The 13,824-nt window shown below is 70.8% G+C and carries 9 protein-coding genes and 1 pseudogene; 7 read left to right on the top strand and 3 right to left on the bottom strand.

Features of this window, described 5'->3' with window-relative positions:
* The 5 genes from HG543_RS42870 to HG543_RS42850 all read left to right on the top strand — a co-directional run.
* Positions 1 to 3,107, top strand: a 3,107-nt coding sequence (locus HG543_RS42870) for a DUF4175 family protein (RefSeq protein ID WP_246357711.1), incomplete at its 5' end; no start/stop codon positions are given.
* 8 nt (positions 3,108 to 3,115) lie between these two features.
* Entirely contained in the window at positions 3,116 to 4,903 is a 1,788-nt protein-coding gene (locus tag HG543_RS42865; RefSeq protein WP_169350726.1) for a peptidase MA family metallohydrolase, read from the top strand.
* Positions 4,904 to 5,255: 352 nt separating this feature from the next.
* Entirely contained in the window at positions 5,256 to 5,690 is a 435-nt protein-coding gene (locus tag HG543_RS42860) for a DUF1622 domain-containing protein (protein WP_169350725.1), read from the top strand.
* Positions 5,691 to 5,874: 184 nt separating this feature from the next.
* Positions 5,875 to 6,654, top strand: a complete 780-nt coding sequence (locus HG543_RS42855; protein ID WP_171818609.1) for a DUF4142 domain-containing protein — start codon at positions 5,875 to 5,877, stop codon at positions 6,652 to 6,654.
* Between the two features lie 96 nt (positions 6,655 to 6,750).
* On the top strand, positions 6,751 to 7,032 hold the full coding sequence (locus HG543_RS42850; RefSeq protein WP_169350723.1) for a hypothetical protein: 282 nt from the start codon (positions 6,751 to 6,753) through the stop codon (positions 7,030 to 7,032).
* Positions 7,033 to 7,096: 64 nt separating this feature from the next.
* On the opposite strand, the gene HG543_RS42845 is transcribed toward HG543_RS42850, so the two are convergent.
* Positions 7,097 to 9,136 carry a S9 family peptidase gene (locus HG543_RS42845; protein ID WP_169350722.1) on the bottom strand — a complete coding sequence of 680 codons (2,040 nt, stop codon included), beginning with the start codon at positions 9,134 to 9,136 and terminating at the stop codon, positions 7,097 to 7,099.
* Positions 9,137 to 9,373: 237 nt separating this feature from the next.
* On the opposite strand from HG543_RS42845, the pseudogene HG543_RS42840 reads away from it, so the two are divergent.
* Together HG543_RS42840 and HG543_RS42835 are read left to right on the top strand one after the other, a co-directional pair.
* Positions 9,374 to 9,937: pseudogene (locus HG543_RS42840) on the top strand (DsbA family oxidoreductase); the annotation flags it as partial.
* Positions 9,938 to 9,998: 61 nt separating this feature from the next.
* On the top strand, positions 9,999 to 10,334 hold the full coding sequence (locus tag HG543_RS42835; RefSeq protein WP_169350720.1) for a TerB family tellurite resistance protein: 336 nt from the start codon (positions 9,999 to 10,001) through the stop codon (positions 10,332 to 10,334).
* Positions 10,335 to 10,344: 10 nt separating this feature from the next.
* Here the strand turns inward: HG543_RS42835 and fliB are convergent, their stop codons facing one another.
* Both fliB and HG543_RS42825 read right to left on the bottom strand, forming a co-directional pair.
* Positions 10,345 to 11,628: a flagellin lysine-N-methylase gene (fliB, locus tag HG543_RS42830; RefSeq protein WP_169350719.1), complete on the bottom strand. Its 1,284-nt coding sequence runs from the start codon at positions 11,626 to 11,628 to the stop codon at positions 10,345 to 10,347.
* A 3-nt stretch (positions 11,629 to 11,631) separates the two neighbouring features.
* Positions 11,632 to 13,824: Hsp70 family protein (locus tag HG543_RS42825; RefSeq protein WP_169350718.1), on the bottom strand; the 2,193-nt coding region annotated here is incomplete at its 5' end.

Genomic DNA, 13,824 nt, shown 5'->3' with positions numbered 1-13,824 from the left:
CGCCTCCCCCGCCCCCCTCGGCGCCGGCCTCGCGGGCCGTCTCCGACCGGAGGGCGCCCGGAGTCGAGGCCCTCCTCGCCGCGGTACGCACCCGCCAGCGCCGTCACCTGTGGCGGCAGGGCGTCCTGCTGGGCGGGGCCTCGGCCGCGGCGCTGCTGGCGGCCGGTGGCTTCCTCGGCCTCGTGGCCCCGCGCCTGGGCGCGTCCGTGCTGTGGCTCGCGCTGCCCCTGGGCGTGGCGGTGGCGTGCGTCTTCGGCCTCTGGCTGGCGAAGCGCCGGGTGGGAGACGACGCCCGCACCGCGCGGCTCATCGGCCTCAAGCGCCCGGAGCTGTCGCTGGACGTGCTGGCCGCCGTGGAGCTCCAGCGTCAGCCCGGCGACGGCGACGGCGGCTCGCCGGAGCTGGCCCGGGCCTTCCTCCAGCAGATGGACACCCGCGTGCGCACGGTGGACGTGCGCTCCGTGGTGGACGGCCGGCCCGTGCGCAACACCGCGCTCGCCTCCGGCGGCGTGCTGCTGGCGCTCGCGCTGCTGATGACCCTCCTGGGCGGCGGCTGGTCCGCGGGCATGGCGCGCATCCGCGAGATGGCGGCGCGGCCCCAGGCACAGGCGGTGGTGGAGCCCATCACCGGCGACATCGAATTGACGTACCGCTACCCCGCGTACACGGGCCTCACCCAGCGCACCGTGCCCGGCACCAACGGCGAGGTGAGCGCCCCGGCGGGCACCGAGGTCGTCCTCAAGACGCGCTCGGACCGGCCGGTGGAGCGCGCGGAGGTGGTGGTCAACGGCCAGGCCCTGCCCCTCACCGTCACCGGCAACCGGGATTTGGAGGGCACCTTCGTCGCGAAGCAGTCCGGCCACTACCACTTCGTCTTCTACGGCGCGCGCGACAAGCAGCTCGCCCGCGGCCCGGACATCGCCCTCAACGTGGAGGCGGACAAGGCGCCGCAGGTGACGCTGATGACGCCCCAGGTGGAGCTGGAGGTGGACCCCGGCCAGCAGGTGACGCTCAAGTACGAGGCCACCGACGACTACGGCCTGTCCGGCCTGTCGCTCGTCTTCCGCACGCCCGGCGCGCAGCAGGAGACGCGCGTGCCGCTGCCCAAGGAAGACGGCCGCCGCAACCGCGGCTCGTACACGTGGGACCTCGGCAACCTCAAGGTCGACCCGGGCGACCGCATCACCTACTACGTGGAAGCGCAGGACAACGACGCGGTGGAGGGCCCGAAGAAGGGCGTCAGCCGCACCCAGGTGCTGCGCGTCTACTCCGCCGCCGAGCACCGCCGCGCCGCGCTCGAGAAGGCCGAGCAGCTGTGGGGCCGCATGGTGGACCACCTCGCGGACCGCCTCGAAGGCCCGGACCGCGACAAGAAGAAGGACCCGCAGGCCATCGCCGCCGCGGCCTCCGTGGACACCAGCGGCCAGCAGCTCATCACCGACATGCGCACCCTCGCCCGGGAGCTGGCGCGCGAGCGCGACGTGCCCACCGAGCTGGTCTCCGCCCTCAGCCATATCTCCGAGTCGCTGGGCAGCCACATCAACGGCACCGCAGACTTCCGCCGCCTCTACCTGCGCACCCAGCGCGCCCGCGGCGAGGACTGGGGCACCGGCAACCGCCTCACCGCCACCGTCACCGAGGAAATCGACGAGGCGGAGAAGGACATCCTCTACCTGGAGTCCCTGCTCGACAGGCAGAAGCTGGAGGCGCTGCAGGATCTGGCCAAGCAGCTCGCCAACGAGCGGCGCGAGCTGTCCAACCTCGTCGAGCAGTACAAGAACAACCCCGACGATGCGGCCCGCCAGGCGGTGATGGAGCAGATCCAACAGCTCAAGCAGCGCATCAACGAGCTGATGCAGCGCATGGCGGAGATGCGCAAGGGCATCCGCGACGAGCACCTCAACGCCGAGGCCCTGCAGGAGATGATGAAGGAGCAGGACCTCCAGAGCGCGCTCGACGACGTGGAGAAGCTCATGCGCGAGGGCAAGACGGACGAGGCCCTCGCGAAGCTCCAGCAGCTGGGCATGCAGATGGACGAGATGCTCCAGAACCTGGACAACGAGAGCGACGAGTTCGGCTCCGAGCAGTACCCCGAGCTGACCGAGAAGTTCGGCAAGTTCATGCAGGAGCTGCAGACCACCGTGCAGGAGCAGCAGAAGGTGGCGGACCAGACGCGCCAGCTGAGGGACCAGGCCCGCTCGCAGAACCGCGAGCGGCTGGCGGAGAAGGGCAAGGCCGCCAAGGACGACCTCATGCGCAAGGTGAAGGAGGCGCAGGAGAGCTACGAGAAGCTCAAGCCGGAGCAGCTCAACAGCCGCGCCGCGCGCCCGCTGGAGGAGGCCCAGTCCGAGCTGAAGACGGTGGAGAGCGCGCTGAAGGTCAATGACTTCGACCTGGCCGCCGAGGCCGCCGCGCGCGCCGAGGACGCGGCCCGCCAGCTGTCCATGATGGGCGAGCAGCAGCGGCAGCTCGACGAGATGTTCGGCAACCCGCCCGAGGTGCGGCAGCAGTCCGCCGAGCTGGCGCAGCGGCTGGAGCGCGACGCGCGCTCCGTGGAGGACGTCAACAAGCAGCTCCAGTCGCTCTTCCCGCCGCCCGGCGCGCAGCTGTCGCAGCAGGAGAAGCAGCAGCTCCAGCAGCTCGCGCAGCAGCAGGCCCAGCTGGAGCAGCGCGCCCAGGGCCTGCGCCAGCAGATGGACGAGATGCAGCAGATGGCGCCGCTGTTCGGCGAGGAGGCCACGCAGCAGATGGAGGGCGTGGGCCAGCGCATGGGCGAGGCCGCGCAGAGGATGCAGGGCAAGGACCCGGGCCGCGGCTACGGCGAGCAGCAGGCGGCGCTGGAGGGCCTGCGCCAGTTCCAGCGGCAGATGCAGGAGGGCCAGCGCGGCGGCAAGGGCGGCCTGCCCCTGCCCATGGGCGCGGGCGCGCGCCGCGGCAATCAGGAAGGCAACGGGCAGGACCCGCGCAACAAGGTGGAGCTGCCGGATGAAGACGCCTTCCAGGCGCCCAAGGAGTTCCGCAAGGACCTGCTGGACGCGATGAAGCAGGGCGCTCCGGAGAAGTACCGGGAGCAGGTGAAGCGCTACTACGAGGAGCTGGTGAAGTGAGTCACCCCGTGCCGAACCCCGACTCCCCGCACGCCGTGCGGGCCTTCTTCGCGGTGCTGGCCGTGGCGCTCTTCTGCGTCCCGCAGGCCGCGTGGGCGCAGAGCGCCGCGCTCAAGGATGAGGTGAAGGACCGGCTGGGCCGCGTAGAGCAGTCGCTGGAGGACTGGGACGTCCCCGGCGCGAAGCGCGAGCTGGCCGAGGTGGAGGAGCTCGTCCCCGCGGAGCTGGAGCCGCTCAAGTTCTACCAGGGCCGCGTGGCCTTCGAGGAGGGCCGCTACGAGGACGCGGCCACCCTGCTCCAGGGCGCCAACATCGAGGACCGGCCGGGCAGCTACCTGCGGCTGGCCAAGGACACGCGCGACATCGTCAAGAACCACCTGCGCGCCGAGAGCGCGCACTTCATCTTCTTCTACCCCAAGGGCAAGGAAGAGGTGCTGGTGCCCTACGCCCTGGAGACGCTGGAGGCCATCCACCGCGCCATGGCGGAGGACCTGGGCTGGACGCCGCCGGGCGGGAAGATTCGCGTCGAGGTGGTGAACAACGCCCGCGAGCTGTCGCGCGTCAGCACGCTGACGGAGAAGCAGATTCGCACCACCGGCACCATCGCCATCTGCAAGTTCAACAAGCTGATGGTGACCAGCCCCAAGGCGGTGGCGCAGGGCTACGACTGGCAGGACACGCTCGCGCACGAGTACATCCACCTCGTCGTCAGCCAGATGAGCCGCAACACCGTCCCCATCTGGCTGCACGAGGGCCTGGCCAAGTTCCTGGAGTCGCGCTGGCGCGGCAAGGCGGGCCTGGCGATGACGCCCTCCACGCAGGCCCTGTTGGGCAAGCGCGTGAAGGCGGACACGCTCGTCCCCTTCGAGAAGATGCACCCGTCGATTGCCCTGCTGCCCACGGCGGAGGACGCCGCCACCGCGTTCGCCGAGGTGTTCTACGCCATCGACTACGTGCACCAGACGAAGGGCACCGCGGGCCTGCGCGCCATCATCCACGAGCTGAAGAACGGGCAGAAGGACCGCAAGGCGGTGGAGGCCGCCATGGGCATGCCCTTCGCCCTCTTCGAGAAGGCGTGGCTGGCCCACATCAAGAAGCAGCCCTTCCCGCCGGAGCTGCTGCCGCGCGAGGAGCGCGTGGTCCTCAAGGAGGACGCCAAGGGCAAGGTGAAGGACGAGAAGGAGAAGAAGGGCCGTGAAATCTCCTTCGGCGAGTTCGACAACGTGGAGGAGGTGCCCGCGCGCCGCTTCGCGCACCTGGGCGAGCTGTTGCGCGAGCGCAACCGCGTGAAGGCCGCGGCGGAGGAGTACGCCAAGGCGCACAAGCTGGTGGGCGACAAGTACGAGTCCATCTCCAACAAGTACGCGCTGGCGCTGCTGGAGCTGCGGCGGCTGGACGAGGCGGAGAGCGTGCTGCGCGGCAGCCTGCGCGTGTACCCGGGCTCGCCCTCCACCAACGTGCACCTGGGCCGCATCCTGCTGTTCCGCAAGGACTACCCCAAGGCGAAGACGGCGTACCTGGAGGCGCTGGCGTCGGACCCGTTCGACCCGGAAATCCACCTGGCCCTCACGCGCATCCATGGCGCGCTGGGTGAGTCGGCGCTGGCCACGCGCACGCGTCAGGCCACCGTGCAGCTCACCAACCTCAAGCCAGAGGAGGTGGACCGCGCCGCCCAGGCCTTCCTCAACGAGGAGGGCGAGCTGTCCGAGATGAACGTCCCCGCCGCCGGGGGGCAGGCCGCTCCTCCGCCCGCTCAGCCGCCCGCCGCGCCCGGTCCGGCCGACGCCGGGCGCTGAGCCTCCCGGCCAGAGCGCCCGGCCGGCCAGCCCGGCGGACGCGCACTCATGGCCGCGTCCCTACCGCCGGGCGCCAGGCTCCTCGGCCACGGCATCCGGACAGTGGGGCGGCCGCCGCTGTGCCCGCTCCGGCTGACGCCGGACGCCAAGTTCCGCGCGCACGCCATCCGGTCAGCGGGGCCTACCCTGCCGGGTGCCCGTCCTCCCTCCGGCCAGCCCCGCCCGGGCGCGGCCATCCGCCACGTCTGACGTTGGCACGAGGCCCGGTGGGAGCGGCGTCCGGCCAGCCGGGCGCCCGCCGTCTCATGGCCTCGCCCCTCCCCATGCGTAGCTTCACGCGCGGGGAGGCACGATGGAGTCCAGCTCGCTCATAGCGCTGTCCGCCCAGCTCATGGAGGGAGCTGGCGTGGCCGCCATGGTGCTGGGAGCGGTGCTCGCCGTCGTGCTGCTCGCCGTCCGCCGCGGCCTCCCGCCCAGTGAGGCCTACCGTCGCTTCCGCCTCAACCTGGGCCGCGCGATTCTCCTCGGCCTGGAGTTCCTCGTCGCCGCCGACATCATCCGCACGGTGAGCGAGGCGCCCACGCTGCGCAGCGTCCTCGTGCTGGGCCTCATCGTCCTCATCAGGACCTTCCTCAGCTTCACCCTCACGGTGGAGCTGGAGGGCCACTGGCCCTGGCAGAGCCGGGAGCCCGCCACCGAGGGCGGCCACGGCGCCCACCTTCCTCCCCCCACTCCGCCCCGCGCGCCGCGCGAGCCCTACTCACAGGAGCGCTCCGTGCCGCACTGAACGTTTTCCCCCCCGACCCATGGGCAGTGCCACCGTTGGCCGGCGCACCCACGCCCCCGCCGAGCGTGTGGTGGCTCACGGATGCCCGGGCCGGCGCTTAGGTCCCACCTCGCCCCCAGGCCAAGGTGCGCCCCGTACAGCCAGGACTTTCAAGAATTCCGTAACACGAAAGGAGAAGCACGACATGAAGCGCACCATTCAGGGAATCATCCTCTCGGCCTCGCTCCTCACCGGCGGCTTCGCGCTCGCCCAGGGCACCCCGGGCGGCGCCGCCAGCGCGCCGGGCCAGATGAAGAAGGCCGAGAAGGGCATGGCCGAGTTCCAGGGCTTCATGGCCCCCACGGACGAGAAGGCGCTGCTGGAGCGGCTGCACTACGCCAACCAGCAGGAAATCAAGCTGGGCCAGCTCGCCGAGAAGAACGCCACGAATCCGGACGTGAAGTCCTTTGCCAGCATGATGGTCAAGGACCACACCGCCATGGACCAGAAGCTCATGACCTACGCCCAGAGCAAGGGTCACAAGCTGGCGGACATGCCCAAGGCCATGAACGACGTGGAGAAGAAGGTGATGGCCCAGGACAAGGCCACCATGGAGGAGCTCCAGGTTCTCAAGGGCGCCGCCTTCGACTCCTGTTACATGGCCGGCCAGGTCGGTGACCACGACGCCACGCTGGGCAAGGTGATGGCCGCCCGTCAGGCCATGACCAACATGGACCCGCAGATGACCGCGATGATGCAGGAGCTCATGCAGAAGGTGCCCGCGCACCGCGAGCAGGCCTGGAACATCCTCGGCAAGCTGGATGACACCATGGGCGTGGGCGGCTCCGGCGCCGGCTCCATGAACGGCAGCACCGGCGGCTCCATGGGCGGCAGCACCGGCGGCTCCATGGACCACGGCTCCATGGGCCATGGCTCCACCACTGGCGGCACCACGGCGCCCACCACCCCGTCGCCCAAGAAGTAACCTCGTTACACGCGATACGGCTGCACTTTCGCATCCGTGACGCACCGCGCCTCCCGGGTCTTCCGGGGGGCGCTTTTCGTTGGTAGATGCCGCGCCATGAAGATTCGGACCCTGACGCTGACCACCGTCCTCGCGCTCGGCGCGCTGGTGACGGGCTGCTCCAACGACGCGGACTCCATCTGCGACAAGCACAAGGAGTGCTTCAACGACAACCTCGACACCGGCGCATGCGCCGAGGGCATCGACGAGTGGATTGAAGACGGCGACAAGGAGGAGCGCGAGGACCGCGTCGCGGAGTGCTCCCGCTGCATCGACGACCGCACCTGCGCGCAGGTCCTGGAGAGCTGCATCGACGACTGCTTCGACATCCCCCGCTAGGGATGCGGCACGCTTCCGGGGCCCGTGCAGGACACGCGGCCCCGGAAGGTGACTTCACTTCACGTCACTTCGCCCGCGTCCACTGGTCCAGCCAGGCCAGCACCTCGTCGTGCCACTGCACGCTGTTGGCCGGCTTCACCACCCAGTGATTCTCGTCCGGGAAGTAGAGCAGCTTGGAGGGGATGCCCTTGCGCTGCAGGGCGGTGAAGGTGCCCAGGCCCTGCGTCTCCACCACGCGGAAGTCCTGGCCGCCGTGGATGACCATCATCGGCGTCTTCCACTTGGCCACGTGGTTGATGGGGCTGTGCTTGCCGTAGCCCTCCGGGTTGTCCCACGGCGTGCCCTTGTGCTCCCACTCGGGGAACCACAGCTCCTCGGTGTCGAAGTAGCCCATGCGCTCGTCGAGGATGCCGTCGTGGTTGACGAGGCACTGGAAGCCGTCGTTCCAGTTGCCGGCAATCCAGTTGATCATGTAGCCGCCGTAGCTGGCGCCCAGCGCGCACCCGCGCGTCTTGTGGATGAAGGGGTAGCGCTCGCGGGCCGCGGCGAGGCCCTTCTTCAAATCCTCCAGCGGCTTGCCACCCCAGTCGTCGCGGATGGAGTCGGTGAAGGCCTGGCCGTAGCCGGTGGAGCCGTGGAAGTCGATCATCACCGCCACGTAGCCGCGCGCGGCGTAGACCTGGGGGTTCCACCGGTAGTGGAAGTGATTGCCGAAGGAGCCCTGCGGGCCGCCGTGGATGAGGAAGGCCAGCGGGTACTGGCGCTTGGGGTCGAAGTCCACCGGCTTCACGACGTAGCCGCGCACCGTCTCGTTGTTCCAGCCGGGGAACTCGAACTGCTCGAAGGCGCCGAAGCGCAGGCGGGCCGCGTGCGCCTGGTTGACCTGCGTGAGCTGCCGCGCGCCGGAGCCGTCCGCGTTGATGACGTGCAGGTCCGCGGGCGAGTCCAGGTCGTCATGCAGGAAGACGATGCGGCCACCGGCGGCGGGCTGCGGCGAGTCCGCGGTGCCCTCCTTCGTGAGCTGCGTCACCTTGCCGCTGGCCACGTCCAGCGCGAAGACGGGCTGCTGACCGATGTGGTTGGCCACCGCGTAGAGCGTCTTGCCGTCCGCGCTCCAGACGATGCCGCCGGCCGAGCGGTCCCACTCCTCGGCGAGCACGCGCTCCTGGCCGCCCGGCCACGAGCGGAGGATGACGCGGTAGCGGTCCGCCTCGTAGCCGGGGCGGGACATGGCGAGGTAGGCCAGCGTGGAGCCGTCCGGGCTGAAGACGGGGCTGGTGTCGGTGGCGCGGTTCTTCTCGGTGAGCTTGCGCGGCTTGGCCTTGCCGTCCACCGGGACGACGAAGAGGTCCATGTCGGTGGACCAGGACTCGGTGCGGCCCACGTCGCGCGCGGTGAAGACGACGCTCTTGTTGTCCGGGGTGAAGGTGAACTCCTCCGAGCCACCAAAGGGCTTGGTGGGCGCGTCCGCGTCCATGCCCTTCATCACGTCCACGGGCGTGCCGCCGTCCACGGGGAGGACGAACAGGTGCGAGCGCTTGCCCTCCTTCCACGCGTCCCAGTGGCGCACGAAGAGCTTGTCGTGCACGCGGCCGGTGGACTTCTTCTTGGAGCGCTCGGTGTCGCGCTGGGTGTTGCACTCCAGCGAGGCGCAGTCCGGGTAGACGTCCATGGCCACGGCGAGCAGCTTGCCGTCGCGGGACAGGCGGAAGGCCCCCACGTCCAGCGGGAGCTTCGTCACCTGCTGGGGCTCGCCGCCGTCCACCGGCATGCGCCACACCTGCGAGGAGCCGCCGCGCGAGGACAGGAAGAAGAGGCTCTTGCCGTCCGGCGCCCAGGTGGGCTCGGCGTCCGAGTCCGGGTGCGAGGTGAGCTGGCGCGGGGTGGACTCGCTATTGAGTCCGACGAGCCAGATGTCATTGCGTCCGCGGTTCGCCTCCATGTCGGTGTTGCGCAGGACGAAGGCAACCTGCTGACCATCCGGGGACACGCGCGGGTTGCTCAGCCGGCGCAACGTGACCTGGTCCTGGATGGTGTACGGCTGGGGCCGGGCCGGCGCCGGAGTGGCGCCAAGGGCCAGGGCCGCGATGAGCGACAGCGGCAAGGTGTTCCTCCTCGGGGTGGGCCCGCGTCCGTCTCACGAGGCCCGGGCGCGCGGGCGGGCTTTCGGGGGTGGACAATTCCCGCTCGCAAGCGCGCTGTCCACCGCCGGATGGCGAAGACAGAGAGACCCGGTGCGTCAACTTCCCATGACGCCGCGCCGCCAGGGTGTTAGAGCCAGGGCATGAGCGAGCCTGTCATCGTGCGCGTCTGGTCCGACTTCGTTTGACCCTGGTGCTACGTCGGCCTCGTGGAGGTCGAGAAGCTGAAGAAGGAATACGACGTCCAGGTGGACTGGCGTCCATTCTTCCTGCGCCCGGAGACTCCGCCGGAGGGGTTGCCCCTGCCGGCCTACGTGCGCGAGCGGATGAAGGACCCCAACAACCCCCTCAAGCGCCGCGCGGCCGCGGCCGGGCTGACCATGGTGGAGCGGGAAGTCATTCCCTCCACCCGGCGGGCCCACCAGGCCGCTGAGTACGCGCGCGAGCAGGGGAAGCTGGAGGCCTTCAACGCCGCCATCCTCCGGCGCTACTGGAGCGAGGGCCAGGACCTCTGGCAGTGGGACACGCTCCGGGGCGCGGCCCAGGAGGCGGGGTTGGACCCGGACGCGGTGCAGCGCGTCGTCGAGGAGGGCCGCTACGCCCAGGTGGTGGAGGACGCCGTGCGCCAGGCGCACGAGTGGGGCATCAACGCGGTGCCCACCTTCATCATCGGGGACAAGTTCGGCCTCCAGGGCGCGCAGGAGTACCCCGTCTTCCAGCAGGCCATGCAGCGGCTGGGCGCGAAGCCCCGCTCGGCCCCCTGAGCGCCCGCCCGCTTCCCGGGAACTTTCCTGCTCCCGGAGAGTCGCTTAGGACTGGCGGGCGATGACGCCCTCCAGTCCCGACCCGCGCTTCCACATCGAAGTCGTCAAGCTGCTGCTCCAGGTGGCCACCAGTGACGGCCACATCACCCCCGAGGAAGTCGAGCACCTCGTGGCGACGGCGCGGGCCATGAGCGTTCCGCTGGACGAGCTGGCCACGGTGACGCAGTGCCTGAAGGACGGCAGGCCGCTGCCCCCGCCCAACCTGGGCATGCTGCGGGCGGACCCGGAGGCCGTCCTCCATGCGGCGCGGATGCTGATGGCCAGCGACCGCCACCTGGACGGCTCGGAAATCGAGATGCTGCGGCAACTGCGGGAGCTGCTCGGCGTCACGCGCTGACGGGGGCGGCTCACATCCCCTTCAGCAGCACCAGCATCCGCCCCAGCGTCTCCGAGCCGCCGCTGCCCGCCAGCCCTCGCGCGAGCGTGTGCAGCTCCGGCGACACCTCCACGTGCTTCGCGATGAGCTGGAAGCACTCCACCGCGGCGGCGTCCAGTCGCGCCTGCGCCTCCGCCGTGCCCTCCACCCCGCCCTCGCACAGCGCCACCACCGTGGGGTGCCCGAACAGCGTCCACCGCAGCACCGCCGAGCGCAGCGTCAGCAGGAACACGTAGTCCAGCAGCCGGGGCAAGTCGGTGAACGGGTGGCGCAGCCAGTGGTTCACCGCGTGATGGCGGAAGTACTGCTCCACGCGCGCGTTCAGCCCTGGCGCCAGCCGCTCGCGCCGCTCCGCGAAGAGGCGCCACGCCTCGTCCGGCGCCTCGCCGCCTCCGTAGGAGGCGAGCACCGCGCTCACCAGCGCGTTGAACCGCTCGCCACGGACCGGGGCCTGACGGGCCCTCACCACGGAGGCGCAGATGCCCGCCCACGGCCCTCCGGGCAGCACCAGCGCGGAGAAGCTCTCTTGAATCGCGGCCAGCGTCTCCGGCGCGGCGAAGGAGCGCAGCACGTCCTGGAGCGTGGCCTCCGCTCCCGCCCGGGCGTCACCGCTGAAGGCCTCCGTGCCCCGGAAGTAGAACCCGTCCAGCCGGAGCGCGAGCTGCCCCATCGCGAACATCCGGGACGCGAACGATACCGCCCCCGGCTGCTGGAGCACCGTCACCGCCGTGGCGCGCACCGCCTCCGCGTGCCGCGTCCACGCGTCCTCCGCGTCGCCGCCCACCCGCCGCGCCGACCCCGGACGCACGGCCACGTCCTCGGACACGGGCACCCGCTCCAGCGAATCCTCCGCGAGCAGGCACAGCCGGGCCACCTCGGGACAGGCCAGCGAGCCCACCACCTCCAGCCGCTCGCCCCACCGCGTGGCCGCGCGAGGGAACGTGGCGCACACGTCCGGCAGCGCCCGCTCTCCATGCGCGCCATGCAGCGAGCACAGCTTGCGCGCGTCGAGGAACGCGCAGTGCCCATCCGCCCCCTTCGCGATGACCGCGTCCTCCGCGCCAGGGCCGCTGCCCTCGTCCGGCTGGACGAAGGCCTCCACACGCGCCGCGTCCGGGCTCCCCGCCACCGCGTCACGCAGGCGCTGCCAGCACGCCTTGCCCACGGGGACGACGAGCCCCGAGCAGCAGGTGTCCTCGCAGGTGTCCGCGAGGCACCGGAAGCGCGTCAGGTACCGGGGCGCGGTGGCCGTCATGCGCTACTTGCGGCCCAGCGCCTTCTTCACGAAGCCCCAGAAACCACCCGCGCGCTCCTTGAGGTCGGCGCCACGACGCGCCTCCGCCGCCTTCGCCGACTCCTTGCTCACCTGGAGCTGCTTCTGCAGTTCCTCGGGCGAGTAGCGCGTGGCCAGCGTGGCCTTCACTTCCTTGCGCGTGGAGTACTCACGCGCCTCCACGTGCAGCACGCACTCGGAGTCGAGCTTGATGGTGACGGCCACCCGCACCGAGCCCTTGGGGCCCCGGGGCAGGCCCTCGATGCGCACCGTGCCCAGGTACTCGTTGGCGGAGATGTGGTTGTCCTCGCCCTGGAAGATGGACAGCTCGAGGAACTCCTCGTTGTCCTTGTTGGTGGCGATGGCGAACGAGCGCTGGGCGGGCAGCGGGCTGTTGCGCTCGATGACGCGCTTGAAGGCGCCACCGGGCATGGCGATGCCCACCGTCATCGGCAGCACGTCGATGAGCACCACGCTGCTCACCTTGTCCACCGAGCCCGAGTACAGCGCCGCGCCCAGGGCCACGGCCTCGTCGGCGTTGACGCTGGCCTGCGCCGCCTTGCCGAACAGCTCCTTGAGCTTCTCGCGCACCAGCGGAATGCGGCTCATACCGCCCACGAGGATGATGTCGTCCACCTCGGAGGCCTTGAGCTTCGCGTCCAGCAGCACGTCCCGCACCACGTCGATGGTGCGGCTGAGCAGCGGGTCGCAGATCTTCTCCAATTCCTGCCGCGTGAGGACGACGCGTAGGTCCCGGGGCCGCCCCGCCTCGTCCATCATCAGCATGGGGATGTGGACCTCGAAGCTGCTGCGCTCGGACAGCGCCATCTTCGCGCGCTCGGCCGCGTCGCTCACGCGCGACAGGGCGATGCCGTCACCGGTGAAGGCGATGCCCTCCTTCTCCTGGAAGCGCGCCAGGAGGTAGTCGACGATGAGGTTGTCGAAGTCGATACCGCCCAGGAAGATGTCGCCGCCGGTGCCGAGCACCTCGAAGACGTTCTTCTCGATGCGCAGCACCGTGGCGTCGAAGGTACCGCCGCCCAGGTCGTAGACGAGGACCTTCTTGTTCAGCTCGCGGTTGAGGCCGTACGCGAGCGCCGCGGAGGTGGGCTCGTTGAGGATGCGCTCCACCTTGAGCCCGGCGAGGATGCCGGCCTTGCGGGTGGCCTCGCGCTGCGGCTCCGAGTAGTACGCGGGCACCGTCACCACCGCGCGCTCCACCTTCTGGTTGAGGTGGGTCTCGGCCATCTCCTTGCACTCCTTGAGGATGATGGCCTGCACCTCTTCGAGCGACAGCACGTGGTCGCCCAGGCGCACGGCGGCGCGGCCCGCGGCGTCGGGGACGATTTCGTAATGGAAGCGCTCGCGGACCTGGTTCACCACGGCGCTGTCATAGGGGCGGCCGACGAGCCGCTTCGCACCGTAGATGGTCTGCTGTGGACGCAACACGAGCTGGCTCTTCGCGCGGTGGCTGACGAGCAGCTTGCTCTGCGCGTTGAGCGAGATGACGGAGGGAATCGTGTTGTAGCCCTCGCGCGAGCGCAGCACGAGCGGCCGCCCGTTGGTGAGCAGCGCCACGCACGAGTTGGTGGTGCCCAGGTCGATGCCGATGACGGGGCCGGTGCCGGTGATTTGCGGAGGCGGCGGCAGGAAGACCGTCTTCGGCAGTCCGCGCTCATCGAGCCCGAGCGAGACGGGCGCCTGCTTCGCGGCGGCCGGGGCCAGCACCGTGGGCGTACCCACGGGCTCGGGCGCGCGGGGCGCCTCGCGGCGCACGTTGGGAAGCGCGGCCGGGGGCGGGGGAGGCGGCGCCGGGGGCGGAGGCGGAGGCCGGACCGCGGCGGCCACCGGCGCGGGCGGAGGCGCCACGGGGCGGACAGGCGCCGGTGGGGGCTTCGCGGCGGGGGCCTCCGTCATGTCGTCGGAGAGGTCCAGGTCGAACTCGATGCTGCCCCCCGAGCGCGCCGCCGCGGGTGCCGGCGGAGGAGCCACCGGAGCCGCCGCGCGGGGCGGAGGCGGAGGCGCCACGGCGGGCGTCTCCTCCATGGCGTCGGACAGGTCCAGGTCGAACTCGATGCTGCCGCCACCCGCGCGGGCGGGAGGCGGAGGCGGCGGGGCCATGGGAGCCGGCGCCGCGCGCGGAGGCGGCGGGGGCTTCGCGGGGGGCGCCTCCTCCAC

The sequence above is a fragment of the Pyxidicoccus fallax genome (assembly GCF_012933655.1).
Lineage (GTDB): Bacteria > Myxococcota > Myxococcia > Myxococcales > Myxococcaceae > Myxococcus > Myxococcus fallax.
This window is presented reverse-complemented; position numbering and strand designations above follow the sequence as displayed.